The organism is Streptomyces sp. NPDC006463 (assembly GCF_042870715.1).
Lineage (GTDB): Bacteria > Actinomycetota > Actinomycetes > Streptomycetales > Streptomycetaceae > Streptomyces.
Genome location: NZ_JBIAHP010000009.1, coordinates 1 through 25,385 on the forward strand (window position 1 = coordinate 1; position 25,385 = coordinate 25,385).

General features: G+C 72.9%; 25 protein-coding genes, 1 tRNA gene and 2 pseudogenes. 13 read left to right on the forward strand and 15 right to left on the reverse strand.

The annotated features are described in order from the left end of the window. Window positions 1–127 precede the first annotated feature (127 nt). A complete protein-coding gene (locus ACFYOB_RS17535) occupies window positions 128–853 on the reverse strand; it encodes an ALF repeat-containing protein (protein WP_388560739.1) in 726 nt (241 codons plus the stop codon). A 147-nt stretch (window positions 854–1,000) separates the two neighbouring features. Beyond that, window positions 1,001–2,893, reverse strand: a complete 1,893-nt coding sequence (locus ACFYOB_RS17540) for a putative bifunctional diguanylate cyclase/phosphodiesterase (RefSeq protein WP_388560740.1) — start codon at window positions 2,891–2,893, stop codon at window positions 1,001–1,003. Window positions 2,894–3,239: 346 nt separating this feature from the next. Here ACFYOB_RS17540 and ACFYOB_RS17545 point away from each other — a divergent pair, with 346 nt between their 5' ends. Then, the gene (locus ACFYOB_RS17545) at window positions 3,240–4,475 is read left to right on the forward strand and encodes a M6 family metalloprotease domain-containing protein (protein ID WP_388560741.1); all 1,236 of its coding nucleotides are present in this window, start codon (window positions 3,240–3,242) and stop codon (window positions 4,473–4,475) included. Between the two features lie 71 nt (window positions 4,476–4,546). On the opposite strand, the gene ACFYOB_RS17550 is transcribed toward ACFYOB_RS17545, so the two are convergent. From ACFYOB_RS17550 to ACFYOB_RS17565, 4 genes and pseudogenes are all read right to left on the reverse strand, one after another. Further along, a tRNA-Lys gene (locus ACFYOB_RS17550) sits at window positions 4,547–4,620 on the reverse strand. Further along, window positions 4,611–5,202: pseudogene (locus ACFYOB_RS17555) on the reverse strand (bifunctional DNA primase/polymerase). Before ACFYOB_RS17555 ends, ACFYOB_RS17550 begins: the two are co-directional and overlap by 10 nt. Window positions 5,203–5,338: 136 nt before the next feature. Next, window positions 5,339–5,680, reverse strand: a complete 342-nt coding sequence (locus ACFYOB_RS17560) for a hypothetical protein (RefSeq protein ID WP_388560742.1) — start codon at window positions 5,678–5,680, stop codon at window positions 5,339–5,341. A 173-nt stretch (window positions 5,681–5,853) separates the two neighbouring features. Further along, the gene (locus tag ACFYOB_RS17565; RefSeq protein ID WP_388560743.1) at window positions 5,854–6,423 is read right to left on the reverse strand and encodes an NADPH-dependent FMN reductase; all 570 of its coding nucleotides are present in this window, start codon (window positions 6,421–6,423) and stop codon (window positions 5,854–5,856) included. Between the two features lie 111 nt (window positions 6,424–6,534). On the opposite strand from ACFYOB_RS17565, the gene ACFYOB_RS17570 reads away from it, so the two are divergent. Continuing rightward, window positions 6,535–7,008 (forward strand): MarR family winged helix-turn-helix transcriptional regulator, encoded by a 474-nt coding sequence (locus tag ACFYOB_RS17570; protein ID WP_388560744.1) that lies wholly within the window; start codon window positions 6,535–6,537, stop codon window positions 7,006–7,008. 4 nt (window positions 7,009–7,012) lie between these two features. On the opposite strand, the gene ACFYOB_RS17575 is transcribed toward ACFYOB_RS17570, so the two are convergent. The 3 genes from ACFYOB_RS17575 to ACFYOB_RS17585 are packed head-to-tail and all read right to left on the reverse strand — an operon-like array spanning window position 7,013 to window position 11,036. Next, complete coding sequence (locus tag ACFYOB_RS17575) at window positions 7,013–8,344, reverse strand: AAA domain-containing protein (protein WP_388560745.1); 1,332 nt, start codon at window positions 8,342–8,344, stop codon at window positions 7,013–7,015. Beyond that, window positions 8,341–9,906: a hypothetical protein gene (locus tag ACFYOB_RS17580; RefSeq protein WP_388560746.1), complete on the reverse strand. Its 1,566-nt coding sequence runs from the start codon at window positions 9,904–9,906 to the stop codon at window positions 8,341–8,343. Before ACFYOB_RS17580 ends, ACFYOB_RS17575 begins: the two co-directional genes overlap by 4 nt. Further along, entirely contained in the window at window positions 9,903–11,036 is a 1,134-nt protein-coding gene (locus ACFYOB_RS17585) for a hypothetical protein (protein WP_388560747.1), read from the reverse strand. The genes ACFYOB_RS17580 and ACFYOB_RS17585 overlap by 4 nt, the downstream gene beginning before the upstream one ends. Window positions 11,037–11,188: 152 nt before the next feature. On the opposite strand from ACFYOB_RS17585, the gene ACFYOB_RS17590 reads away from it, so the two are divergent. After that, the gene (locus tag ACFYOB_RS17590; protein WP_388560748.1) at window positions 11,189–11,785 is read left to right on the forward strand and encodes a histidine phosphatase family protein; all 597 of its coding nucleotides are present in this window, start codon (window positions 11,189–11,191) and stop codon (window positions 11,783–11,785) included. Between the two features lie 93 nt (window positions 11,786–11,878). Here the strand turns inward: ACFYOB_RS17590 and ACFYOB_RS17595 are convergent, their stop codons facing one another. Continuing rightward, window positions 11,879–13,189, reverse strand: coding sequence for a tetratricopeptide repeat protein (locus tag ACFYOB_RS17595; RefSeq protein WP_388560749.1), 1,311 nt, complete (start codon window positions 13,187–13,189; stop codon window positions 11,879–11,881). Window positions 13,190–13,469: 280 nt separating this feature from the next. Between ACFYOB_RS17595 and ACFYOB_RS17600 the strand changes: the two genes are divergently transcribed. From ACFYOB_RS17600 to ACFYOB_RS17610, 3 genes are all read left to right on the forward strand, one after another. Then, window positions 13,470–13,880: a hypothetical protein gene (locus ACFYOB_RS17600; RefSeq protein ID WP_388560750.1), complete on the forward strand. Its 411-nt coding sequence runs from the start codon at window positions 13,470–13,472 to the stop codon at window positions 13,878–13,880. Window positions 13,881–13,990: 110 nt separating this feature from the next. Beyond that, on the forward strand, window positions 13,991–14,881 hold the full coding sequence (locus tag ACFYOB_RS17605) for a spermidine synthase (protein ID WP_388560751.1): 891 nt from the start codon (window positions 13,991–13,993) through the stop codon (window positions 14,879–14,881). A 166-nt stretch (window positions 14,882–15,047) separates the two neighbouring features. Next, window positions 15,048–15,686 carry a class I SAM-dependent methyltransferase gene (locus tag ACFYOB_RS17610; RefSeq protein WP_388560752.1) on the forward strand — a complete coding sequence of 213 codons (639 nt, stop codon included), beginning with the start codon at window positions 15,048–15,050 and terminating at the stop codon, window positions 15,684–15,686. On the opposite strand, the gene ACFYOB_RS17615 is transcribed toward ACFYOB_RS17610, so the two are convergent. Continuing rightward, window positions 15,683–16,222 carry a hypothetical protein gene (locus ACFYOB_RS17615; RefSeq protein ID WP_388560753.1) on the reverse strand — a complete coding sequence of 180 codons (540 nt, stop codon included), beginning with the start codon at window positions 16,220–16,222 and terminating at the stop codon, window positions 15,683–15,685. The genes ACFYOB_RS17610 and ACFYOB_RS17615 overlap by 4 nt on opposite strands. 79 nt (window positions 16,223–16,301) lie before the next feature. Between ACFYOB_RS17615 and ACFYOB_RS17620 the strand changes: the two genes are divergently transcribed. The 6 genes from ACFYOB_RS17620 to ACFYOB_RS17645 all read left to right on the forward strand — a co-directional run bounded on the left by ACFYOB_RS17620 (window position 16,302) and on the right by ACFYOB_RS17645 (window position 20,358). Then, on the forward strand, window positions 16,302–16,991 hold the full coding sequence (locus tag ACFYOB_RS17620; protein ID WP_388560754.1) for a response regulator transcription factor: 690 nt from the start codon (window positions 16,302–16,304) through the stop codon (window positions 16,989–16,991). Window positions 16,992–16,998: 7 nt separating this feature from the next. After that, complete coding sequence (locus ACFYOB_RS17625; protein ID WP_388560755.1) at window positions 16,999–18,381, forward strand: sensor histidine kinase; 1,383 nt, start codon at window positions 16,999–17,001, stop codon at window positions 18,379–18,381. Between the two features lie 67 nt (window positions 18,382–18,448). Then, the gene (locus tag ACFYOB_RS17630) at window positions 18,449–18,613 is read left to right on the forward strand and encodes a DUF5993 family protein (protein ID WP_388560756.1); all 165 of its coding nucleotides are present in this window, start codon (window positions 18,449–18,451) and stop codon (window positions 18,611–18,613) included. A gap of 11 nt (window positions 18,614–18,624) precedes the next feature. Then, window positions 18,625–19,296 (forward strand): disulfide bond formation protein B, encoded by a 672-nt coding sequence (locus tag ACFYOB_RS17635; protein ID WP_388560757.1) that lies wholly within the window; start codon window positions 18,625–18,627, stop codon window positions 19,294–19,296. Between the two features lie 16 nt (window positions 19,297–19,312). Continuing rightward, complete coding sequence (locus tag ACFYOB_RS17640; RefSeq protein ID WP_388560758.1) at window positions 19,313–19,975, forward strand: NADPH-dependent F420 reductase; 663 nt, start codon at window positions 19,313–19,315, stop codon at window positions 19,973–19,975. Between the two features lie 89 nt (window positions 19,976–20,064). Beyond that, the gene (locus tag ACFYOB_RS17645; protein WP_388560759.1) at window positions 20,065–20,358 is read left to right on the forward strand and encodes a hypothetical protein; all 294 of its coding nucleotides are present in this window, start codon (window positions 20,065–20,067) and stop codon (window positions 20,356–20,358) included. 73 nt (window positions 20,359–20,431) lie between these two features. On the opposite strand, the gene ACFYOB_RS17650 is transcribed toward ACFYOB_RS17645, so the two are convergent. Beyond that, complete coding sequence (locus ACFYOB_RS17650; protein WP_388560760.1) at window positions 20,432–21,778, reverse strand: GH1 family beta-glucosidase; 1,347 nt, start codon at window positions 21,776–21,778, stop codon at window positions 20,432–20,434. Window positions 21,779–21,993: 215 nt separating this feature from the next. On the opposite strand from ACFYOB_RS17650, the pseudogene ACFYOB_RS17655 reads away from it, so the two are divergent. Next, window positions 21,994–22,153, forward strand: a pseudogene (locus tag ACFYOB_RS17655) (RNA-guided endonuclease TnpB family protein); the annotation flags it as partial. 13 nt (window positions 22,154–22,166) lie between these two features. Here the strand turns inward: ACFYOB_RS17655 and ACFYOB_RS17660 are convergent. The 3 genes from ACFYOB_RS17660 to ACFYOB_RS17670 form a co-directional block, all read right to left on the reverse strand. Continuing rightward, complete coding sequence (locus ACFYOB_RS17660; RefSeq protein WP_388560761.1) at window positions 22,167–22,991, reverse strand: carbohydrate ABC transporter permease; 825 nt, start codon at window positions 22,989–22,991, stop codon at window positions 22,167–22,169. Then, window positions 22,988–23,893, reverse strand: coding sequence for a carbohydrate ABC transporter permease (locus tag ACFYOB_RS17665; protein ID WP_388560989.1), 906 nt, complete (start codon window positions 23,891–23,893; stop codon window positions 22,988–22,990). The genes ACFYOB_RS17660 and ACFYOB_RS17665 overlap by 4 nt, the downstream gene beginning before the upstream one ends. 85 nt (window positions 23,894–23,978) lie before the next feature. Beyond that, the gene (locus ACFYOB_RS17670) at window positions 23,979–25,304 is read right to left on the reverse strand and encodes an ABC transporter substrate-binding protein (RefSeq protein WP_388560762.1); all 1,326 of its coding nucleotides are present in this window, start codon (window positions 25,302–25,304) and stop codon (window positions 23,979–23,981) included. Between the last annotated feature and the right edge of the window lie 81 nt (window positions 25,305–25,385).

A 25,385-nucleotide genomic window follows, 5' to 3' on the forward strand; every position in this document is an offset into this window, starting at 1 on the left:
CGCCGACCCCCCGCCCGCCGGGGGCCGCGTCACCCCGGGCGGGGGGCCCCCCCCCCCCGCCCCCCCCCCCCGCGCCGCCCCCCCCCCCCCCGCCCCCCCCCCCCGGGGGGGGCCCCCCCCCGACCGGTCAGACCTGGTACTGGCCGACCGTGAGGAAGTACCGCAGCTCCTCCGGGGTGCCGTTCAGCGCCTTCTCCGCTGCCACGCGCAGCGCGTCGCTGATGCCCGGGCGGGCCAGGATCCGTACGACGGACACGCGGTCGTCCTCGGCTTGGGCGAGACGCAGGCCCGACTTCAGGAACGCGGTCCGGTCGGCGGGGGTGCCGTTCAGGGCTGCGTTGGCCTCGCGCTTCACGGCATTGCCGGTGGACGGGTTGGCGAACAGGACCTTGAGGATGGCGACCTTGTTGTCCTCGTCCTGGGCCTTGGCGAGGCCGGTGGTCAGGAACGCGACCCTGTCCTCCGGGGTGCCGTTCAGGGCCGCGTTGGCTTCGCGGATGACCGCCTTGCCGGTGGACGGGTTGGCGAACAGGACCTTGAGGATGGCGACCTTGTTGTCCTCGTCCTGGGCCTTCGCGAGGCCGGTGGTCAGGAACGCGACCCTGTCCTCCGGGGTGCCGTTCAGGGCCGCGTTGGCCTCCCGTATGACCGACTTGCCGGACGCCGGGTCGGCCAGGATCTTGGCGATGGCCACGGCGTTCTCCGTGTCCGAGCCCACCACCGTGCCGGCCGACGCCGACGCCGACGCCGACGCCGTGACCGGCGCGGCGGCGGCGAGCGACGGGGTGGCGAGCAGCAGGGCCGGGGCCAGGGCGCAGGCGGTCAGGGCGAGCGCGGCTCGGGTCAGTTTCATGGTTCCCCCTCGGTCGAAAGGCTGTCCGGGTCTCGACAGCCAAACGATCTTCGCAGGGGGGTCTGACAATTGCCCACGAGGCTCGGCCGTTCGGTTCCGCCCTCGGGTGAATCTCACGCTCCCCGACCGGCCCGCCCCGCACCCCTGTCAGACCAAGGGGTGCGGGGCGGGCTCGTCGGGCAGGGGAGCGGCGGCCGTCGCGGCCTCCACCTGGCGGCCGATCATGCCGGCGATCACGTCCGGGGCGACCGCCCGCGAATAGAGCCAGCCCTGCCCGGTGTCGCAGCCGACCCGGCGCAGCCGGGCCGCCTGCCCGGCGGTCTCCACGCACTCCGCCGTCACCGTCAGACCCAGCCGGTGTGCGAGCTGGACCAGGGCCTCGACGATGGTCTCGTCGGCCGGATTCGGGTGCGTGCCCTCCTCGTAGCGGAAGCCCCGCACGAAGGAGCCGTCCAGCTTCAGCACCGAGACCGGCAGCCGGCTGAGGTAGGCCAGGTTCGAGTACCCGGTCCCGAAGTCGTCGATCGCGATCCGCACGCCCATGTCGCTCAGCGCCTGGAGGGCTTGGAGCGGCCGGCCCGCCGAGCCCATCACGGCCGACTCGGTCAGCTCCAGCTGGAGCAGCTGCGGCGCCAGCCCCGTCTCGGCCAGGATCTCCGCGACATCGCCCACCAGGTCCGAGTCCCACACCTGGCGCACCGCGACGTTGACCGAAACGAAGACCGGGGAGTCGCTGGGCTGCTCGATCTGCCAGCGCCGCGCCTGCCGGCAGGCCGTGCGCAGCACCCACTGCCCCAACTGGACGATGGATCCGTCCTCTTCCGCAATTCCGATGAACCGATTCGGCGTGAGCGTGCCGAACTGCGGGTGGTTCCAGCGCACCAGCGCCTCCACTCCGCGCACCGCCCCGCTCTCCAGGTCCACCAGCGGCTGGTACTCCAGGTCGAACTCCCCGCGCTCCACGGCGGGCCGGAGGGTGGAGGACAGTGCCTGCCGTGTCATGCGGTGGGCGTTGCGCTCCGGGTCGAAGAGGGTCCAGCGGGCCTTGCCGTCCGCCTTCGCCCAGTACAGGGTCGTGTCGGCGGCCTGCATCAGCCCGGTCGCCGAGGTCCCGGCGGTCGCCCGCTCCACCACCCCGATCGACGCGGAGACCGACAGCCGCTGACCGGCCAGGTCGAACGGCTCCTGGACGGCGGCCAGTACGCTGCGCGCCAGGTCCGCGAGCTGTTCGGTGCCGGTGGAGTCCTCCACGAGCAGGGCGAACTCGTCGCCCCCCAGCCGTGCCACCAGGTGCCCGCTCGTGCGCCCGTACCCGGACTGGTCGGCGCACTGGGTCAGCCGCGCCGCGACGGCGGCCAGCAGCCGGTCGCCGACCCGGTGGCCGAGCGTGTCGTTGACCGCCTTGAACCCGTCGAGGTCCAGGTAGCACAGCCCGATCCGGCCGGTGCCGCCGCTGTGGTCGTACGAGGACGCCTCCAGGGCGGCGGAGAGCCGCTCGAAGAACAGCGCCCGGTTGGGCAGCCGGGTGACCGGGTCGTGCATCTGGAGGTGCCGCAGGCGGGCCTGGAGGTCGCGCCGGTCGCTGATGTCGGCGACGGACAGCAGGACGTCGCCGGTCCCGGGTACGGGCCCCAGGGTGACCTCGGTCCACAGCGAGTGCCCGTCGGGGTGCTTGAGGCGGCGGGTGCAGCGCAGCCGTGCCTGCCGCCCGCGGAGCACCTCCTGGTACGCGGCCCAGGTGCGGGCCTCGGCGGCCAGGTCCACCAGGTCGGCGGCGCTCTGGTGGACGAGTGCGTGCGGCTCGGCACCGAGCAGGCCTGCGAAGGCCTGGTTGGCGGCCACGACGTAGCCGTCGCGGTCGACGACGGCCATGGGGAGGTGGGCCGCGTTGAACGCGGCCCGGTAGTCGCGCCGTTCCGACTCGTCCCGCGACGGGGTTCGCGACGGCGCCGCCGTCGCCGACACTGCTCCGTGACGCTCCGTAATGGCCGATCGGATGCTGTCGGCCGCCGAACCGGTTCCTTCTGAGGTTCCGCTCACCGTTGGCTCCCGCAGTGCTCGTGAGTGTCCGTGCAGGAAAGTGTGCCGATCATAGAGGCTGCCGGGAGGCCTCATCCAGCGGCGTCGCCGCGCGAGGGGCGGGAGTTCGGCGTGATGACGGATTGGCCGTCCAAGATCGGTTGATCGTTTCTGCGCAGCTCTGAGCGCGCGGAGACGGCTGCTGATCCGGCGTGATCGGTCGTGACGTTCTGTAGGCAAAGGTGTGAACCCCGGGGGTCACCGGCTTGCCGTATTGCTCACTCGTGTGGGGCAGCGGAACAGGGCATTGGTAAGACAAGCACCTCAAGGTGGACGAGATGGTACGAATCCACCACCGGAGGTCGATGTGCCGCGACAGGAGACACCCGGGGGAGTGGACCGCTCCCGAATCCGAAGTGCGGCGGCAGCGCTCACGTCCCTGGCGGCACTCGCCGCCATGTCGCTCGTCGCGGGGCCCGCGGTGGCCGCCCCCGGGGCCGGGCCGTGCGCTCTGACCCGTACGGACGCCCACCACTCGCTGGGCCTCGACACCTGGAACCGCGCCTACCCGCGGCCCGAGCGCAATCTCGACGCGGTCATGGTCTTCCTCTCCTTCCCCGATCACCGGACCACGCTGCGGACCGAAGAGATCGCCGGCGACTACTTCCCCGCCACCAGCGACTTCTTCGAGCGGGCCTCGTACGGCAGGTTCAACCTGGTCCCGCACCCGCAGAAGCAGTGGATCCGGATGCCCAAGCCGGCCGCCGCGTACGGCATACAGCGCGACTGGGCCCCCGAGGACCGGGCGGCCTACCTGCGGGACGCGGTGGCCGCCGCCGACCCCGAGGTGGACTTCGCCAAGTACGACGTCGTCTACTTCGTCGCCGACCCGGACGCGCCCGGAGTGGACTCCGATGCCACCAAGGTCGTCAACTTCGACCGCCCGCTCCGCGCCGACGGCACGGACCTGCGGCGGATCGTCACCGTCTTCGAGCGGCACCCGCCGGACCGCAACGTGCTCGCGCACGAGACCGGGCACGTCTTCGACCTGCCCGACCTCTACCACCGGCCGAGCGACGGCAAGGGCGACTGGGACACCTACGTCGGCGACTGGGACGTCATGGGCAGCCAGTTCGGGATGTCGCCGGACCTCTTCGCCTGGCACAAGTGGAAGCTGGGCTGGCTGGACCCCGCCCAGGTGGACTGCGTGCGGTCGGGCTCCTCGCTGCACACCCTGCAGCCACTGGCGGAGGTCCCGGTGCGGGGAGGCACGGGCGGGACCCGGCTCGCGGTGATCCGTACGGGCCCCGGCAGCGCGATCGCCGTCGAGGCGCGGGGCTCCGCCGGCAACGACGGGGACACCTGCACGGAAGGGGTCCTGATCTACCGGGTCCGCAACGAGGCGGCCTCGGGCGGCGGCCCGATCGAGGTCCTGGACGCCCATCCGTCGACGGAGGCGTGCTGGGACCGCTCGGTGTACCCGCCGCTGGCGGACGCGCCGCTGGCGGTGGGCGAGACGTACACCGTGCCGGGCGAGCGGATCACGGTCGAGGTGGCGGACCGCACCCGGTCGGGTGCGTACACGGTGAAGATCACGACGTGACGGAGGAGGGTCCGGGCGAACGGATACGAAGAAGGCCCCCACTCTGCTGAGTGGGGGCCTTCCTCCGTCTGTGCGCCGCCAGGGACTCGAACCCCGGACCCGCTGATTAAGAGTCAGCTGCTCTAACCAACTGAGCTAGCGGCGCTTGCTGACGTCGTAGACATTAGCATCCGGATCCGCTGAACGAAAAATCGATATCCGCAGCTCGGGCGGCGCGGACGAACGCCCAGAGGAGGGCCTCGGCCCCGGGGAGCCACGGCAGGCGCGCGGCGGGGGCGACGAGCCAGCGCGAGGGGCCGGGGGTGCCGGTCAGCGGAGGCACGGTGACGGCGTCGCCGTGCCCGTGGCACAGGGGTGCCGGGACGGTACGGGAGCCTCCCCACTCCTCCCACGCCAGCAGGGCGGGCAGCCGGTGGGCCGTGCCCGCGGCGGCGAAGAGCAGCATCCGGCCGCGGTGCACGGCGACCGGGCCGCAGCCCGGACCCTCGGCCCAGAGCAGGTCCAGCACGCGGCGCCCGAGGACGGCCGGGACGTTGACGACGTCGAAGGCGTTCCCGCAGGGCAGCACCGCGTTCGCGGTGGGCCGGGCCTCCCAGGCCGCGAGGCTGCGCCGCGGATCGGCGCACGCGGAGACGAGCCACGCGGCGCCCTGCGGGGTGACGTGGGTGGCGGGGGCGGTGCGTGCGTCGAGGGCCGGGCAGCCGGGAGCCGTCGTCAGGGTCGTCATATGCCAGATCTACCCGGCGTGACATCCCGGTTTCCGGGAGTTACCGGAAACCGGGACAGGACGGCTGTTGCTGGGGTATGTTGCGCCCCGCATATGCCGCACCGCTCGCGCCCGGCGGCGGTGCGGACCGGATCCGTCAGGGCACGTCCAGGCCGTGTTGCAGGGATTCGCCGAACTCGATCATCTTGCGGGTGTAGTCCTCGGTCCACTCCGCCCGTTCCGCGATCGCCGCCGTCGTGAGCCGGTCGAACCGCCGCGGGTCCGCCAGCTGCGCCGCCGCCAGCGCCTGGAACTCCATCGCCCGCTCCTGCGCGGCCCGGAAGGCCAGCGTCAGCTCGGTGGCGCGGGCCAGCAGCTCGCGAGGATCCTCGATCGACTCCAGGTCGAAGAAGTGCTCCGGGTCCGTGGCGGCCTCCGAGGGCTCGAAGAGCAGCGGTGCCGGCCGCAGCCTCCGCTCGGTCCGCTCGGGCTCTGCCATGCGCGTCCTCCTGCTGCGTGCGAAATCCTTCCGGGCCACCGTCCATTGTCCAACGCCGCGCAAGGGTGCACGGCGTCCGGATGGAACGTCCGTACGGCCCGTGAGGTGCGGGAGGAGCCGTGCGGGCACAGTGGCGGGGGAGTCGAGCAGGTGGACGCCCGCGGCGCGGTCCGTCACACCGTGACGGTCTCCTCGGCGCGGCGCGCGGCCAGCTCCGCCACGTCGTCGAGTACGCCGGCCAGCTCGCCCGCGAGCCCCTCCGGAGCGGTGAACCCTTCCGGACCGACCAGCTTCGAGACGCCCGGGATCGCGACGGACCGCTCGGCGGGCCGCATGCCGAGACGGGTGAGCACGGGCAGCAGCATCTCGGCGGCCGGGGCGCCGCCCGTGGGGCCCGCGCTGTAGCTGACGAGGCCGACCGGCTTGTCGCGCCACTCGTTGTAGAGGAAGTCGATGGCGTTCTTGAAGGGGGCGGTGAAGCCGCCGTTGTACATCGGCATGACGAAGAGGAAGGCGTCCGCGGAATCGACCACGGCGCTCCAGTCGCGGGTGTGCTGGTGGGCGTAGACACCGGTGGAGGCGTACTCCGGCTCGTCCAGGAAGGGCAGTGCGATCTCCGCGAGGTCGACGGGGGTGACCTCGAAGCCGCCCCGCGCACGGACCTGCTCGGTGACCCACCGGGACAGCGGGCGTCCGGAGGACGTGGGGCGGGTGGCGGCGGAGATGACGTGCAGGCGGGTCATAGGAATGGGCTCCCCGTTCGATGGTTGTTGACGTGTCACCTATAAAACCCGGAGGTGCGTGACGTGTCAACCAGATAGGTGATGTATCACCAATCTGATTAGAGTGCCCCCATGACCGCACCCGAGCCCCGGTGGCTCACCGAGCCCGAGATGGATGCCTGGTACGCCTGGCGGCGGATGTTTCCCCTGGTCAATGCCGGTATCGCGCGCGACCTCAACCAGGACAGCGGCCTCTCCGAAGCCGACTACGACGTCCTGTCGGTGCTCGGCTCCACGGCGGGCCACCGCATGCGGATCAGCGCCCTGGCCGTCCTGATGCAGTGGTCGCGCAGCCGGCTGTCCCACCAGCTCACCCGTATGGAGCAACGTGGCCTGGTCCGCCGTGAGGAGGTACCGGCCGACGCCCGTGGCGCGGAGGTGGTCCTGACCGGGACCGGCGTGAGCACGATCACCTCGGCGGCTCCCCTCCACGTGGAATCCGTACGCCGCCACCTGATCGACATCCTGACCCCGGAGCAACTGCGCACCTTCGCCGAGGTGGGCGAGGTCCTGCGCACCCGCATGGGCATCGAGCGGAAGGCCTGATTCCCTACGGCTTCCAGCTCACCCGGTGCTCCGCGAGGTGTGCCAGGACGGAATGGTTCGCTTCCCAGCCATCCGGGAATTTGACCGTCACGCCCAGCTGTACCGGCTCCGTCGAGGGGTGGTCGTCCAGGAGTTCCGCTATGCCCGCCCGGGCCACCACCACGCAGGCGTGCCGGTGCCGGGAGGTCAGCACGCACAGGCGGCCCGTCTCCAGGTGGAAGGCCGTCGCGTCCGGGCGGCCCGACAGGGGGTGGAGCACCACGGTCAGGTCGTACTCGCGGCCCTGGAGGCGGTTCGCGGTGTCCACCGTCACCCCGGTCACGCCCAGCGAGGTCAGTGCCGCGCGGACGGCCGCCGCCTGGTCGCGGTGGGCGGTGCCCACCGCGATCCGGTCCGCGGTCAGCGGGGCCGGCCCCGACGACTGCTCGTCGGAGGTCACCGCCCCGCGGTCCAGGGCCCGGCGGACCACCTGGGCCACCGCGCGGACCGCTTCCGGGTCGGTGCGCGGCGTGTGCCGCGCGGGCAGTTCCAGCAGGCCCCAGCCCGATTCGGCGGCCTCGTCCAGGACCCGGTCGGGACCCGACCCGTCCGAGGGGACCCCGTACGAGAGCCGCCGCTCACCCGGGCCCGTACCGCTGCGGAACTGCGTGTACGGGTAGAACGCCCGCGAGACCAGCGGCGCGGCAGTCGCCGGGAGCCGCCACGAAACCGGCAGCCGGTGCTGCGGGAGCTGCGGGTTGTGGGCGAGCAGGGTGGTCACCGCCGAGGCGGACGGGTCGTAGGACAGCCCCGCCCACTGCTCCGCGCCCACCACGCTGAAGGGGTCCAGCTGCCCCGGGTCGCCCACGAACAGCGCCCGCTCGAACAGCCCGGCCACGGCCAGCAGCGCGTCGGAGCGCATCTGGTACGCCTCGTCGACGATCGCGTGCTCCCACGGCTCGGCGTCCTTGACGAACGCCCACTTCGCCGCCGTGGAGATGGTGATCGGCAGCTCCGCGAGGTCACCCGGCTTGGCGGAGAGCGTCACCGAGGGCAGCTCGCGCAGCGCCGGGTCGTAGGCGTCCCCGTCGCTGCTGTGCAGCCGGCCCACCTTCAGCTCCGGGTCCTTGTCGGCGAGCCGCAGCACCAGGTCGTCCACCTGTGCGTTGGTCTGCGCGACCACCATCAGCCGGCGCCCGGCCGCGGCCAGTTCCCGGGCGGCCCGGACGACGAGCGTGGACTTGCCGGCCCCGGGCGGGGAGTCGACGACCACACCCCGCTCGGTCCCGTGCAGGGTGTCGTGCAGGATGGCGGCGGTCGCCTGGGCGGCCGCGGCCCCCGGGTCGAAGGAGTTCACAGCACGTCCTCGGCGGTCACGGGGTCGGGCAGTGCGGGGGCGGTCAGGTGTCCGGGCGGTCCGCCGTGCGTCCACGGGGTCTGCTCCGGGTCGGGGAGCTTCGGGCCGCCGCGCGCGTCGTGCTCGAAGAGCGTCCAGCACACCCGGTCGCCCTTCTCCGGCACCGAGCCCGGCTCCGGGTCCTTGCCGCGGCCCATCTTGTCCAGCAGCCGAAGCACGACCTGCCCGTCCTCCTCGTAGCGTACGAAGGCGGCCGACTGCGGGCGGCCGTCCAGCGAGCGGAACACCTTCCCGCCGCCGCCCTCCGCGAGCTGCGGCCGGTCCTCCGTGACCACCGTCACCAGGGGGCGCGGGCTCGGCCGCTTCGACTCCGTCCACTCCATCACCACCTCGGTGACCTCGCCGGCGAAGGCCTCGCCCGTCAGCCGCCGGCCCGCCATCACCAGGGGGTCGTCCAGCGCCTCCTGCGCGTCGAGCCGCACCTGCTCCGTCTCCCGGGTGGCCAGCTTCTGCGCCGCAGTCACCGCGTCGTCGCGGCGCGGCTGCGGGGGCTCGCCCGCGCGGACCCGGTCCCGGTGGCCGGTGTACGACCAGCGGTCGCGCGTCCAGCGCTCCTCGGCCCGGGCTCCGGCGGGCAGCGCGCGCAGCAGCTCCAACGACTGCCACACCGCGTCCCAGGTGGGCCGCATCTGGTCCACGACGAGCCCCCGGAGCGCCCGCTCCGCGCGCTCCACCGCCGCCGGGTCGTCCGCGGTGCGCTCCGCGTCGTAGCGCGCCATCGCGGGGGCGAGGAGCCGGTTGTCGAAGGCCGGGTCGGTGGCCGGTCCGGCGGGCGGGACCAGCAACTGGCCGTCCCGGTCCCGGGACAGCTCGGCCCGCAGCGCCGCCTCGGCGCCGGATTCGCCCTCCGGGGGAGCTATCCAGGACAGCAGCGCGCCCAGGTGCTGGTCCTCCAGGTTGCTCTGGCCGCTGGCCCAGTGCCGGCCCAGCAGCTCCGTCGCCGACAGCAGCATCGAGGATCCGGGGACCCAGGCGCGCTCGCCGAGGTGCGTGAACCAGCGCCCCAGCAGCGGCACCCGCGCGGGCGCCGGATACGGGTTCTCCGGGTCCTCCTCGGCCGTCCGCCGGAACCGCATCGACCGCCCCAGCAGGCGTACGTACTCGATGCCCGCCCGGCTCGGCACGACCAGCTGCGGCGCGTCCAGGCAGAGCTCCGCCTCGACCTTGGTCCTGCGGCCCGTCTCCGGGTCGGTCTCGTTGCGCTCCACGAGCTCGACCTCGTCGGCGTACGAGTCCACGTACGGCAGCACCTCGTCGGCGAGGTCCGCCAGGAAGGCCCAGCGCAGGTTCCGGTCGCGCGGCTGGGGCACCACCAGCAGCCGCGGCTGCCCGGGGTCCGTGCCGACCAGCGCGCCGAGCGGGGCCCCGGTCTCACCGGCGGTCGTCAGCGGTACGAGGACCAGCGGGCGCTCGCCGAGGTGCCGGTGCCGAACGGTCGCCAGCGGCTGGGCCCGGCCGGTGCGGACGGCCTCCAGCCGGGCGAGGGTGCCGAGGAGGGTCATCCGGACGCCTCCAGCGCCTCGGCACGCAGCCGGGCCGCCCGCCGCAGCGCCTCGGCGGTGGGATCGTCGGCGGGGCCGTGCCCGGCGGCCGCCGCGAGGGCCGCCCCGACGGTGGTCAGTGCGCCCAGTTCGCCCCGTACGGAACGGCCCAGAGCGGTCACCTCGTCGGCGGCGCGGGCCTGCTCCCGGCAGTGGAAGGCCAGCTCGCAGGCGGCCAGGCACTCGGGGGCGTAGGCGGCGTCCACCGCGGAGACGGCTTCGGCCAGCTCCTCGGCGGTGCGCGCCGGGTCGAAGCTGAGCCCGTCGGGCAGCGCCGCGGCCAGCTCCTCGACCCGGGTCAGCCGGTCCAGCTGGCGCCGGGTCACTGAGCGCTCGCGGCGGATGTCGACGGGCGCGGCGGTGGGCAGGTTGGAGAAGTCCTTGGGGCAGACCAGCAGCACCGTGTGGCCGACCTCGGCGCCGGCCAGTTTCGCGGCGGTCTTCTCCAGCGCCAGGACGTAGACGGCGGCCTGGCGGGCGGCGGCGCCGACCTTCGCGGCGTCGGCGGAGCCGTCGATCATCGGGAAGGACTTGATCTCCACGACGGTCCAGCGGCCGTCGGGATGTACGACGACGGCGTCCGGCTCCAGGTAGGCGGGGGAGCCGGCCACCTCCAGCGCCAGCATCGGGTGGTCCAGCAGGGTCCAGGCCCCGGTGTCCCGCCCGGCGGCGGTGGCCTCGCGCAGGGCGAGCGCGGTCCGCGCGGCACGGCCCTCGGGGCCGGCGGCGGTCAGGTCGGGGACGCGGGCGCCCGGTCCGGGGGGCTCGGATCCGGCGCCGAGGTGCTCGTACACCAGCCGCAGGAGCTCGGATCCGCCGTCGCCCTTGATCTTGGCCTCGAAGGAGTTCCCGCGGACGATGGCGAACTGCGACTGCCCGAAGGGAGCGGGGGAGCCGAGCGCCGAGGCGAGGACGGTCTTGTCCACACCGGCGCCGTCGAGCAGGGCGCGTCTGCCGCAGCCGGGGTTGGCGGCGAGCGCCGCCAGCGCCCGGGCGTCGAGCGGGCGGGGCGGCACGGCCGGGCCGCGCAGGCCGGCGAGCCGCTGCCGCAGTGTCGTCTGCGGAGCGCTGCTGGGCGGGTAGGAGCTCACGGGCGGAAGTGTCCCATCCGCCACTGACAATCGTGGACTTATGGCGGAATGGGCGGCTGGGCAGCCCGCAGTTCATGTGTTGGATGATGTACGGACGACGGAATCAGCGTAAAAGCGCGCGAAATCATCCGAACCGCATCGGGAGAACTCACATGGCCCCCCGCATCCTGCTGGCCCGCCACGGCCAGACGGCGTGGTCCCAGCTCGGCAAGCACACCGGACGCACGGACGTGCCGCTGCTGGAGGAGGGCAAGCGGGGCGCCGAGCTGCTCGGCGAGCGGCTGGCCCGCGACCCGTGGAAGGGCCTGCCCGGGGTGGAGGTCCGCACCAGCCCGCTGGTCCGCGCGAGCGAGAGCTGCGACCTGGCGGGCTTCGGGGTCCGGGCGGAGCCGTGGGACGCGCTGATGGAATGGGACTACGGGGACTACGAGGGCATGACCCCGGCCGAGATCCAGGCGGTCCGCCCGGGCTGGCTGATCTGGCGGGACGGGGTCCCGGGCGGCGAGTCCGTCGCCGATGTGGCGGCGCGCGCGGACGAGGTGGTCGCCTGGGCGCGCTCGGCGGAGCGCGACGTCCTCGTCTTCGCGCACGGGCACATCCTGCGCACGCTGGCCGCCCGCTGGCTCGGCTTCGACGCCTCCTTCGGCGCCCGGATCCGGCTGGAGCCGACCTCCCTGTCGGTGCTGGGCTGGGCCTACGGGGCCCCCGCGCTGGAGCGCTGGAACGACACCGGGCACCTGGACGCGTAGCGGGCCGGCCGCGCGGCGGGGCGGGCCCGCCGCGCGGCGCCTGACGGGCGCCTGCCCCGGCAGCGGGGCGGCGCACGGCCGCCGGCGCCGCCGTCAGACGGCCGCGTGCCGGATGAGGAAGGCGCCCACGCGAGGTGAGCGCTGGTGCGGGACCAGGGTGCGGGCCGTCTGCGAGAGCATCGAGCGGACCCGGGTGGACTGCACCTCGGCCAGCAGGTCCAGTACCCGGCCGCCCGCCCAGGCTGCCTCGTCGGGGGCGCCCGCGTGGGCCAGGTCACCGGCCAGTTCGGCGGTGTAGAGGGCCACGTTCCGGGCGAAGTGCGGGTCCTGGAGGTCGGCGGCCCGGCGGGCGTGCCGGGCCGCGCGGGCGTGCTCGCCGAGCGTCGCCCAGCACCTGGCCTCCAGCGATTCCAGTTCGGCCTCGCCGAAGAAGGACATCCACTCGGGGTCCGCGCCCGCCTCGCCCCGGGAGAACTCCGTGTGGGCCCGGGTCAGCGCCTCCTCGCAGGACCGGCGGTCGGCCAGGCCCGCCCAGCCGCCCGCCTCCCGCAGCGCGAGCAGCGACAGCAGCCGCGGGGAACCCAGGGAGCGGGCGGCGCGGCGGCCCGCCTGGGCCGCCCGTACCGCCTCGCGGGAGCGGCCGCAGTCCCGGGCCAGGAAGGACATGTTGCTGAACGCGTGCGCCTCCAGGCCCGGGTCCCCCGAGACCCGGGCCGTCGCGAGGGCCTCCGCGTAGTGCGAGCGGGCGTCGTCGAAGCGGCCGGAGTCGTGGGCCAGCCAGCCGACGGAGACGGCCAGTTCGCCGGCGCCCGAGTGCAGCCGGTCCTCGGTGGACTGCCGCGTCGCCCCCGCGTCGAGCAGCGCGTAGGCGGCGCGCAGCGGCTCGGCGGCCCTGCGGTACAGGGCGTCCGCCCCGTGCCGGTCGTCGAGCAGCCGGATCTGGCGTACGGCGTCCTCGACGGCCGCGGCCGCGGACTCGCCGGCGCGGGAGGGCAGTCGGCGGGTGTCGCCGAGCAGGGTCAGGCCGATCGTCGCGGCCGCCACGGTCGCGGAGCCGCCCGCCATGAACGCGCGACGCAGCACGTCGCTCTCCTTGGAACTGGTGAGGTGGGAAGTGGTACGGGTGCCCTGCTGCGCCGAGCGGCCGCGTACGGCCTCGCGCGGTGAGAAGCCCAGGTCGGCCAGGGCCCGGCCGGGGAACATGTGCAGGAAGACCCGCTCGTACGCGTAGTTGGGGCAGCGGATCTCGCCGGACTCGACGCGGCCGATGTAGCGGGCGTCGCAGGAAACCGTTTCTCCGATCTCCTTGGCGGCCCGGCGCACCAGCGCCGCGAACTCGGCCGGGGAGTGCTGCCCGCGCAGCCGCCGGAACGTGGAGTTGGGTGAGTGGGGGGACGCCGCCATGGACGTGGCCTCTCTGGCAAGGAACGCAGCGCCGGTGCGTGACGTGCGAGGGTGTGGACCGGCGCGCATGAACGTACCGCCAGCGAGAGGCCGTTCACACGATTATTGGCTACAAAACGGATATCTCACCCGCGATCCGCCATGAACTGCCATCCTTTGCAGCGTCTTGCCGCCGCACCCGTTGACGTTCCCGTGCGTTGAACCCATGCGGAGTGGGAGGCGACTTACCGCTCCCGGCTCGTACGCGGATCGAGGAGGGGTTCCCTTGGTGGAGGCCGGCATGGAGAGCACTGGAACGGACATCGCGCCCGAGCCCGGTGCGACCGCGACCGCCGCTCCGGACCTGGTGACCGTGCCCGCCCGGCAGGGACTGGAGGCGGTCGACATCATCCGCCGGGCCGCCAGCCAGGTGGCCGACGGGGTCGGACCCGTCCTGCACGACGGATCCGGCGACACCCTCGGCTTCCTCGTGCCGCCCGGCACCGCCGACGCCTGGGACCTGCCGGGCAGCGCCTGTACGCAGACCAACGGGCGCGGGATGCGCTTCGGCGACCAGGCCTCGCCCATCGCGGGGGACACGGGCTGGCTGCTCCCGCCGGAGGCCGTCGGGCCGGTCACCGACCCCGAGGTGCTGCGCGCGGCGCTGGGTGAGGCGGCCCGGCTGATCGAGGCCGCGGACAATTGCCGCTGACGGGCTCCGCTGACGGGCTTTCGCTGACGACGTCCGCTGACGACCTCCGCTCACTGCTGCCGCCGGTGACCGCACGCCGGCGGCAGCCGCTGACCGGCGACAATGGGTGGGTGGCGAGCAAGGACAGAGGCAAGGGCAGAGGCAGGGCCGAGCAGCGCGGGCGCGGCGGCGCGGAGGCGGTCGTCGGGCAGGTGGCCTGCGGGCGCGCGGAGCTGGAGCCCGACCGGGAGCGTACGGACGCCTGGACCCTGCTGATCGACGGCGCCCCGCAGTCGCACGTGGACCTGGCCGACCCCGGGTACCTGGACTTCGCGTACCAGCGGCGGATCGGCCACCTGATCGACCTCGTCGCGCCCGCCCGCCAGCCCCTGAACGTGGTGCACCTGGGCGGCGGCGCCTTCACCCTCGCCCGCTACACCGCCGCCTCCCGCCCCCGCTCCACCCAGCAGATCGTGGAGATAGACGCCGAGCTGGTGGCCTTCGTACGGGAACACCTGCCGCTGGATCCGCAGGCGCGGGTCCGGGTCCGCGCGGTCGACGCCCGGGCGGGCCTGGCCAAGGTGCCGGACGGCTGGGCGGACCTGGTGATCGCGGACGTGTTCAGTGGTGCGCGCACCCCGGCGCACCTGACGAGCACCGAGTTCCTGGACGACGTACGCCGTGCCCTCGCGCCCACTGGGTGGTACGTGGCCAACCTCGCGGACGGTCCGCCGCTGGCGCATCTGCGGGGGCAGGTCGCGACGGCCGCGTCCCGGTTCGCGGAGCTGGCGCTGGCGGCCGATCCGGTGGTGTGGCGCGGCAAGCGCTTCGGCAACGCGGTACTGGTGGCGGCCGACCGTGAGCTGCCCGTCGCGGAGTTCACCCGCCGGGTCGCGAGCGACCCGCACCCGGGCCGCGTCGAGCACGGCCGGGCCCTGGCGGACTTCACGGGCGGCGCCGCGCCGGTCGCCGACGCCTCGGCGGTGGCCTCGCCGCAGCCGCCGCCCTCGGTCTTCCGCTGAGGGCGAGAGGACTGGAACCGGCCCCTGCGGCAGCTCTTCCGGCAGCCTTCGGACAATTGATCAAGTCAGATCCGAAGAGGGCTCCCGAAGGGCGGCACTCCATGCGTAGTGTGTTGATTCCTAGGAGGCTCGCCCCTCCTACGACGCGCTCAGGAGACGGCCGACGATGTCTGATTCCCCTGCACCTCACGGTTCCCCCGCCCCCAGCACCGCCACGTCGGATTACACCGAGCGGCTCGCCCGCCTGGAGCACTCCGGTCTCAAGCGGCTGCTGCCGACCCAGGCGCCGTACCGGTGGAACCTGCAGAGGCTACGGCTGGGCCGGGTCCTCGACATCGGCTGCGGCCTGGGCCGCAACCTGCTCAACTGCGGTCCGGACAGCGTCGGGGTCGACCACAACCCGCACTCCGTGCAGACCTGCCGCGAGCGCGGACTGACCGCCTACACCCCCGACCAGCTGGCCGCCGCCCCGGACTGCGGGCCCGGCTCCTTCGACAGCCTGCTGGCCGCGCACGTGCTGGAGCACGTCGATGAGGAGACCGCCTCCGAGCTGCTGGCCCAGTACCTTCCGCTGGTGAAGCCCGGCGGCTCGGTCGTGCTGATAACCCCGCAGGAGGTCGGCTTCCGCTCCGACGCCACCCACATCCGCTGGGTCGGCTTCGAGGAGCTGCGCGGCCACGCGGCCCGGGCCGGGGTCGCGGTGCGGCGCACCTACTCGTTCCCCTTCCCCCGCCCGATGGGCAAGGTCTTCCCGTACAACGAGTTCGTGCTGGTGGGCACGGTCCCGGCGGCCGACAGGACCTAGGGGTCGACGATCTCCACCACGGGCGGGTGGTCGTGCCAGGTGCAGAAGACCGACACCTCACGGCCGTCCCGGGTGAAGGTGACCCGGATCCAGAAGTCCTGCTTCCACACCTGCATGCGCCAGCCGGCCGCCGGGGTCGCCGAGACCAGGTCGGCCGAGGAGGCGCCCAGGTCGAAGACCGCCCGGCCGCCGGAGACGGGATAGGCCTTCACGTTCCCCGAGGCGCCCGCGTCCGGCTGCCGGTACGGGCTCGGGCCGGGCGGCGGCTTCGGCGAGGACCGGTCGGGGGAGGGCGACGGGGACGGCGAGGGGCTCTGCGACTGCGACTCCGACGGGCTCGGCGCGGGCGCCGGGGAGGAAGGCGACGGCCCGGCCCGGTGGGTCGAGGAGGACAGCGGCTGCGCGGCCAGCGGCACCGCGAGCGGGGGATCGTAGGCCGTGCCGGACATGACGGTGTGCACGCCCCACCACGACAGCGTCACCGCTGCCCCGGTCGCCAGCGTCCAAGCCATGGCGTGTACAAGTCCTCTTCGCATCAGGCGACATACTGCACCACCCGCCACAAGAGTGTCCCGACACCCCGGTGGGTCCTCCGTATGGGCTACCGTGCGGGCCATGGCAAGTGTGCTCGTGGTCGAGGACGACCAGTTCGTACGTTCCGCCCTCATCCGGCACCTGACCGATGCCTCGCACACCGTGCGGAGCGTCGGCACCGCCCTGGAGGCTCTGCGCGAGGTCGCCCACCACCGTTTCGACGTGGTCATCCTCGACCTCGGACTGCCCGACCTCGACGGGTCGGAGGCGCTCAAGATGCTGCGCGGCATCACCGACGTACCCGTGATCATCGCGACGGCGCGCGACGACGAGGCGGAGATCGTGAGGCTGCTGAACGACGGCGCCGACGACTACCTGACCAAACCTTTCTCCGTGGAGCACCTCTCGGCCCGGATGGCCGCCGTCCTGCGCCGCTCGCGCGCCGCCGCCGGCGCGGAGCCCCCCTCGCGGGTCCTGCGCGTCGGCGGGCTGGCCATCGACCCGCTGCGCCGCCAGGCCGAGCTCGACGGGGCGGTACTCGACCTCACCCGGCGGGAGTTCGACCTGCTGGCCTTCCTCGCCGGGCGGCCCGGTGTGGTCGTGGCCCGGCGCGAGCTGCTCGCCGAGGTCTGGCAGCAGTCGTACGGGGACGACCAGACCATCGACGTCCACCTGTCCTGGCTGCGCCGCAAACTCGGCGAGACGGCCGCCCGCCCGCGCTACCTGCACACCTTGCGGGGTGTCGGGGTCAAGCTGGAGCCGCCCCGGTGATGCCGCGATGAGATGGGCCCTGGTCAAGGTGTGCCTCGCGGTCACGGCCATGGTGGTCGTGGCCTTCGCCGTGCCGCTCGGGCTCGTCGTCCAGGAGATGGCCAGCGACCGGGCGTTCTCCAACGCCGAGCGGCAGGCCGCGACCATCGGGCCGACGCTGTCCATCACCACCGACGCGGTGCAGCTGCGCAAGGCGGTGGAGTCCACGCAGATGGGCGCGGCCCGGCGGATGGCCGTCCACGTGCCCGCGATCGGCGACAGCGGGCCCGTGGACATCGGCACGGGCCGGGCGGGCGAGCGCGCCGTCGCGGAGACCCGGCGGATCGGGCGCGCCACCACGACCAAGGTGTCGGGCGGGGGCTCGGCGCTGCTCCAGCCGACCGCCCTGGGCTCCGGGGACATCGCGGTGGTGGAGGTCTTCGTACCGGAGAGCGAGGTCAGCAACGGCGTCGCGACCGCCTGGCTGGTGCTCGCGGGCGTCGCCCTGGCGCTGATCGTGGGCTCGGTGGCCGTCGCCGACCGCCTCGGGGCCCGGCTGGTACGGCCGGCCGAGCGGCTCGCCGACGCCGCGCACCAGCTGGGCGAGGGCCGGCTCGGGGCCCGCGTTCCGGAGGGCGGCCCGAAGGAACTCCGGTCGGCGGCCGTCGCGTTCAACGCGATGGCGGACCAGGTGGTGGAACTCCTCGCCAACGAGCGGGAACTGGCCGCCGACCTGTCGCACCGGCTGCGGACACCGCTGACGGTGCTGCGGCTCAACGCGGCCTCGCTCGGGGACGGTCCGGCCGCCGAGCAGACCCGCGCAGCGGTGGAGCAGCTGGAGCGCGAGGTCGACACCATCATCCGTACGGCCCGGGAGCAGCGCGCCCCCGCCACCACGGGCGCCGGCGCCGGCGCCGGATGCGACGCCTCCGAGGTGATCCGTGACCGGATGGCCTTCTGGTCGGCGCTCGCGGAGGACGAGGGCCGCGAGGTACGGCTCGCGGGGGTGGACCGTACGGTACGGATCCCGGTGGCGCGGCCCGAACTCGCCGCCGCCCTCGACGCCATGCTCGGCAACGTCTTCCGGCACACGCCCGAGGGCACCCCGTTCGCCGTGGACGTCCACGACGCCTCGGACGCGGTCATCGTGCTCGTCTCGGACGCGGGCCCCGGCATCGCCGACCCGGACGCCGCCCTGCGCCGCGGCAACGACGGCGGACGGGACGGCTCGACCGGCCTCGGCCTGGACATCGTGCGCAGGGTCGCGGAGTCGACCGGCGGCGACGTCCGGCTGGGACGCTCGGTCCTCGGGGGCACCGAGGTGCGGGTCTGGATCGCCCTGGACGGCCGGACCCTCGGCACGGGCGGCGTGCGCACCCGGCACGGCCGGCGCAAGCGGCGCAGCAACTGAAGTAACGCAGGAGGGCCGGGGGCGCGCCTCGTGGGCGGTATGTCCGTCCATCGATACGGTCCGCGGCATGGACACCCTCATCTTCGGCGGCCTCCTCGCCACGTTGATCGCCATGTACCGGGAGACGTCCCGGACGGTCATGCTGGGCGCGTGGCTGACCATGCTGCTCGCCGTGATCCTGCTGATGGCGCACCACATCACCAGCAGCCTCGCCCTGACCCTGAGCTACTGACGGTGGCCGTGATGCACACCCTCCTCCCGGAGGAGACGCCGACGGGCAGCCTGCTCGGCCGGGCCCAGTACTGGTTCGCCTGCTTCTTCGCCATCGGCTGGACGGGTGTGGTCTGCGGGGGCCTCTTCTACCAGTTCGGGCTGTGGGAGCACCCCTGCCCGCTCTGCATCGTGCAGCGGATGTTCATGCTGCTGGCGGCGATGGGCGCGGCGTACATCGTCCGGACGGCACTGGCGTACGGTGCGGTGACCGGCAGCGACTACATGATGGGCTGGGGCCTGTCCCTGGTCGCGCTGATCGCCGGCTCCTTCGCGTCCTGGCGGCAGACCACGCTGCACATCCTGCCGAAGGACAAGGGGTACGGGAGCGAGGTGCTCGGCCTGCACCTGTACGTGTGGGCGTGGATCCTCTTCCAGGCCTCGGTGGTCGCCATCGGCTTCGCCCTGGCCTTCGCCCACTCGACGACGGACCGCTCCGTCCCGGCGACCAGGCCGGGGCCGCTGCGGACGGCCGGAATGTTCGCACTGGGTTTCCTGGGCGTGGTCATCGCCGTCAACCTGGTGGCCGTGTTCTTCGAGGAGGGCCTCCACTGGTTCCTGCCGGATGACCCGAACCGCTACCGGTTCTTCTACGACGTGGGGATCCTGGACCGGGCGGCGCCCACCGGCGCCGGCCACCGCTGACCGGAAGGAATCAGGCATGCGCTACGCAGTCCTCGGCACCGGGATCGTCGGCCGGACGGTGGCCGCACGGCTCGCCGACCTCGGCCACGACGTGGTCATCGGGACCCGGGACCCCGCGGCCACCGCGGCCCGCGAGGAGTACGCCGGCTGGCAGGCGGAGCAGCCGCGGGTGCGGCTGGCCGCCTTCGCGGAGGCCGCGAGGGACGGCGACACCCTGGTCAACGCCACCGGCGGGCAGGTCAGCATCGCCGCCCTGACGGAGGCGGACGCCGCGCACCTCGACGGCAAGGTCCTGATCGACATCGCGAACCCCCTCGACTTCTCGCAGGGCTTCCCGCCGAGCCTGGACCCGGTGAACACCGACAGCCTCGGCGAACTGATCCAGCGCACCTTCCCGGGGCTGCGGGTGGTCAAGGCGCTGAACACGATGAACTGCCGGATCATGGTCGACCCGGCCCGGGTCGAGGGCGAGCACCACGTCTTCGTCTCCGGCGACGACGCGGACGCGAAGAAGGCCGTACGCGAACTGCTCCACTCCTTCGGATGGCCGGAGGGGAGCATCCTCGACCTCGGCGGCATCGAGACGGCGCGCGGCACCGAGATGCTCCTGCCGGTCTGGCTCCGCCTGATGGGAACCCTCGGCCACACCGACTTCAACTTCCACGTCCAGGGCGCCTGACGGGACTGCGACGGGAGCACGGACGGGGGCGCAAATGTTGCCGCGCCCCCGGCCCGCGCCGAGGGTGGGCCTGACGGAAGGAGCCACGCATGAGAGTCATGCTCCGCGCCCACATGGACACGGCCGCCACCAACGAGGGCATCACCACCGGCGCCCTGCCCCAGGCAATCAAGACGCTGATGGACAAGGTGAAGCCGGAGGCGGCCTACTTCGGGCTGCACGAGGGCGTGCGCTCCTGCTGGATCGTCTTCGACCTCCAGGACAGCACGGTGATGCCGGCGCTGACCTGGGATCTGTTCCACGAGTTCAACGCCGAGATCGAGGTCGGTCCCGTCATGAACGCACAGGAACTGGCGAAGGCTCTGGCCGAGGTGCAGTCCTAGTCCTGGTCCTCCGCGTAAGTCCCGGACCAGGCCCTCGTCCGGCTCCCGGTGCCTCACCGCCCGGACGGGTACGTCACCGGGCGCCGAGGACGCCGTCGCGGGCCAGCCGGGCGTACCAGTGGGCGCTGGAGCGCGGGGTGCGGGCCTGGGTCTCGTAGTCCACGTGGACGATGCCGAAGCGCTTGCTGTAGCCGTAGGCCCATTCGAAGTTGTCCAGCAGCGACCACAGGAAGTAGCCCTGCACCGGGGCGCCGTCCGACAGGGCGCGGTGGACGGCGGCCAGGTGGGCCTCCAGGTAGCCGATGCGCTCGGGGTCGTGCAGGTCCGGGGCGTACGCGGCCCCGTTCTCGGTGACCAGCAGCGGCAGGCCGGGGGCCTCCTCGGTGAAGCGCATCAGCAGGTCGTACAGGCCCGTCGGGTCGATCGACCAGCCCATGTCGGTCCGCTCGCCCGGCGGCTGGTGGAAGGCGACCGCGTCGGCGCCGGGCCACGGCGAGTGCTCCGCGGCCCCGTGGCCGTCGGCGCGCGGGCCGCTCCCGCCGGGGGCCGCCGAAACCACCGCCGGGGTGTAGTAGTTCACGCCGAGGAAGTCCAGCGGCTGGTGGATCAGCGCCTCGTCGCCGGCGCGGACGAAGGACCAGTCCGTCAGCGCGGCGGTGTCCGAGAGCAGGTCCTGCGGGTACGCCCCGTTCAGCAGTGGGCCGGTGAAGATCCGGTTGGCCAGGGCGTCGATCCGGCGCCGGGCGTCCAGGTCGGCCGCCGAGCCGGTCAGCGGCCGTACCGCGCTCGTGTTGAGCGCGATCCCGACCCGCGCCGAGGCGGGCAGGGCGGCGACGGCCAGGCCGTGCGCCAGGTTGAGGTGGTGGGCGGCGCGCAGCGAGTCGGCGGGGGAGGTGCGGCCGGGGGCGTGCACACCAGAGGCGTAGCCGAGGAACGCGCTGCACCAGGGCTCGTTGAGGGTGGTCCACAGCTCCACCCGGTCGCCCAGCGTCTTCGCGACCTGCTCGGCGTACCCGGCGAAGGCGTACGCCGTCTCCCGTTCGGGCCAGCCCCCGCCCGCGCTCTCCAGCTCCTGCGGCAGGTCCCAGTGGTACAGGGTCACGCACGGCTTGATCCCGTACGAGAGCAGCTCGTCGACGAGCGCGTCGTAGAAGCCGATCCCGCCGGAGAGCACCCGCGGCCAGGACACCGAGAACCGGTACGCCCCGAGCCCCAGGCCGGCCATCAGCCGGACGTCCTGGCGCCACAGCCGGAGGTGGTCCACGGCGACTTCGCCCGTGTGACCGCCGTACACCTTGCCGGGCGTACGGCAGAAGGTGTCCCAGATGGACGGCCCCCGCAGTCCGGCACCACCCTCGATCTGGAAGGCCGCCGTGGCCGTACCCCACAGGAACCCGTCGGGGAACTGCATATCCGTCATCTCAATCTCCTCGTGGGAAACCCGGCTTCAGCCGGGGAAAAGGGGAAAGCGTTCCTTTGCGCGGGCGATGCGTGATGGACGGTGTCACCGGGCGATCCGATGGCCTGAGCTTGCGTTCGGATCGTGACCGCTCTTAGGCAGATGCGCTTTCGCGGACGTTCGGTGTGTGCGGAAGGTCTTCAACCTTGGCCTTGCTGCCCGCGCCGAGGCCTGGGCGGGATGTCAACGCAGCGGTGAATCTCTTGGCCGCCGGGCTGGCGGCCACTGCCTGCGGAGCGGCTGTAAGACCTCAACGGGAGTCCTCCCTCCCTGTCGGGGCGGCGCGCGGTGAAGCAGGAAGCCCCACCCGCGAGGGCGGGAACCTCCTCCCGATAGGGAAGAGAGGAAGTCAACCTTTGACCGCTCCCTGCATGATGCCGCCGACGATCTGGCGGCCGAAGACGAGGAACACCAGCAGCAGCGGGAGCGTGCCCAGCAGCGCACCCGCCATGATCACCGACTGGTCGGGGACGTAGCCCCGGCCCAGCCCGGTCAGGGCCACCTGCACCGTCGGGCTGCCGTTCTGGGTCAGCGCGACGATCGGCCAGAAGAAGTCGTTCCAGGCCATGACGAAGGTCAGCATCGCCAGCACCGCCATCGCCGGGCGGGCCGCCGGGAACACCACGTGCCACACGATCCGCAGCGAGCTCGCGCCGTCCGTGCGCGCCGCCTCCACCAGCTCCGACGGCAGCGCCTGGGCCAGGTACTGCCGCATGAAGAAGACCCCGAAGGCGGAGACCAGGGTCGGCAGGATCACGGCCTGGAGCCGGTCCGTCCACGACAGCTGGGCGATGAGCATGTACAGCGGGACCACGCTCAGCTGCGGCGGGATCAGCATCGTCCCCACCACCAGGGACATCAGCAGCCGGCGGCCCCGGAAGCGGAGTTTGGCGAAGGCGAAGCCCGCCAGGGTGGAGAAGACGACCGTCCCCGCCGCCACCGTGCTCGCCACGATCACCGTGTTCAGCAGGGCCGCGCCCATGTTCGCGTCGGTCCACGCGACCCGGAGGTTCTGGCCCAGGTTCCCCCCGAACCAGAACGGCGGCGGGGTCTGCGCCAGCCTCGTGTTGCTGCGGGAGGCCGCGATCGCCGTCCACACCAGGGGGAAGAGCGAGCCGACGGTGAACAGGACGAGGACCGCGTACGTGAGCCTGCCCGCGCGCAAGGACCTCATCGGGAAGCCTCCCGTCCGCGCAGCAGCCGCGCCGCGCCCGCGATGACCAGCAGGATCAGGAACATCGCCCACGCGATCGCCGAGGCACGCCCCAGGTGCAGGTTCACCCAGCCCTGCTCGTACAGGTACAGCCCGAGCGTCTGGAACTGGTGATCCGAGCCGCCCGTGGCGGCCGCCCCGCCGTTGAACAGCAGCGGTTCGCCGAACAGCTGGGTCGCCCCGATCGTCGACACGACACAGGTGAAGAAGATCGTCGGCCGCAGCGAGGGCACGGTCACGTGGATGAACTGCTGCAGGCGCGAGGCTCCGTCCAGCGCCGCGGACTCGTACAGCTCACCCGGTACGGCCTGCATGGCCGCCAGGTAGATCAGCGCGTTGTATCCGGTCCACCGCCAGATCACGATGGTGGAGACCGCCAGCTGGGAGGCGAAGGTGCCGTTCTGCCAGTCCACCGCCTCGAAACCCACCGCCGACAGTGCCCAGTTGACCATCCCGTAGTCCCGGCCGAAGAGCAGCACGAACACCAGCGTGGCCGCGGCCACCGAGGTCGCGTACGGGGTGAGCACCGCCACCCGGAAGAAGGCCGAGCCGCGCAGCTTGTAGTTGAGCAGGTGTGCCAGTCCGAGGGCGATCGCCAGCTGCGGGACCGTCGACAGCAGTCCGATCGTGACGGTGTTGCGCAGCGCGTTCCAGAAGAACTCGTCGTCCCACAGCCGGGTGAAGTTGCGCAGCCCCACCCACGTCATGGAGTCCGGATCGGTCAGCTCCACCTGGTGCAGCGCCGCCCAGCCCGTGTACAGCAGCGGGAACAGCCCGAACGCGGCGAAGAAGAGGAAGAAGGGCGCCACGAAGGCGTACGGGCTCCAGCGCAGGTCCCAGCGGTAGCGGCGCGAGCGCCACACCTGGCCCCGGCCGCCCCCCTCGTCCCCCCGCGCGGAGCGGGAGGACGAGGGGGACAGGACAGCCGTCTCGTCCGTCACGGGCGCCTCACTGGTCCAGGGCGTTGTCGATCGCCTTCACGGCGGCCTCCCAGCCCTCCTGCGGGCTGCGCCCCTTCTGGTCGACCTGGAGCATCCCGATGTCCGCCAGGTTCTGCGCGATCACCAGGTCCTTCGGGCCGACCACCGTCACCGGCACCCCTTCGGCCGCCTTCGCGAAGATCTCGCCGATCGGGGCGCCGCCGAAGTAGGCGTGCTGCGCGCCCGAAACCTCTCGCAGCTTGTACGCGGCGCTCGCGCTCGGGAAACTGCCCCGCTTCTCGAAGAGCTTCGCCTGCTGCGCCGGAGCCGTCAGCCAGGCTGCCAGCTTCGCCGCCTCCTCGGCGTGCTTGCCCGCCTTCGGCACCACCAGGAACGAGCCGCCCCAGTTGCTCGGCTTCGGCGCCTGCGCCACGTCCCACTTGTCCTTGCCCGCCGGGCCCGCCTTGTCCTGAATGTAGCCGAGCATCCAGGCCGGGCAGGAGACGGTCGCGAAGGAGCCGTTGGCGAAGCCCTGGTCCCAGGCCGGGGTGAACTGCTGGAGCTTGGCGCTCAGCCCCTCGGTGGCGAAGGAGGCCGCCAGGTCGAAGGCCCCGCGCACGGCCGGGTTGGTCTTGTAGACGACCTTGCCCTGCTCGTCGTAGAACCGCTGGGCGCTGCTCCCGGTCACCGCTGCCATCACGCCCGAGGAGGAGTCGACGAAGGCTTTGCCCTCGCCCGCCTTCGCCTTGTACGCCTTGCCCGCCTCCAGGTACTTGTTCCAGTCGCCCGCCCACAGCGCCCCGACCGCCGCCCGGTCGCCGGGCAGGCCCGCCGCCTCGAAGAGGTCCTTGCGGTAACAGATCCCCTGCGGCCCGATGTCGGTGCCGAGGCCGACCGTGGCCCCGCCCTTCGCCGCGCTCGTCGTGCCCTGAGCCCACTTCCACGGCAGGTACGAGGCCTTGTCCACCCCCGGCGCCTTGCCCAGGTCCACCAGCTTGTCGGCCTGCGTGGAGGTGATCTCGGCGATGTTGTTGACCTCGACGGCCTGGATGTCGGCGAGCCCGCTGCCGGTGCCCAGGTGGGTGAGGAGCTGGGGGTAGTAGTTCTCGTTGCGCTCGATCGAGGTCTGCTCGATCCGGATCCCGGGATTCTGCGCCATGTACTCGTCGTAGAGACCGGCCTCCTGGAGGCCGAAGGCCCCGAAGACCCCGACGGTGAGGGTGGTCTGTGCCTTGCCGCCGGCCGGTGCGCCCTTCCCGGGGGCCTCGGCCGGGTCCTGCGCGCATGCGGCGAGCAGGACGGCCGCCGCGCCGAGCAGACCGGCCGTGGTGACAAGATTTCTTCGGGCTCGCATCTGGGTCCTCCCTGAAGGACGGAACGTGCCGGGTGTCGTGTGCCACAGTGTGGGAGCGCTCCCACGGTCGTCAAGAGGTAG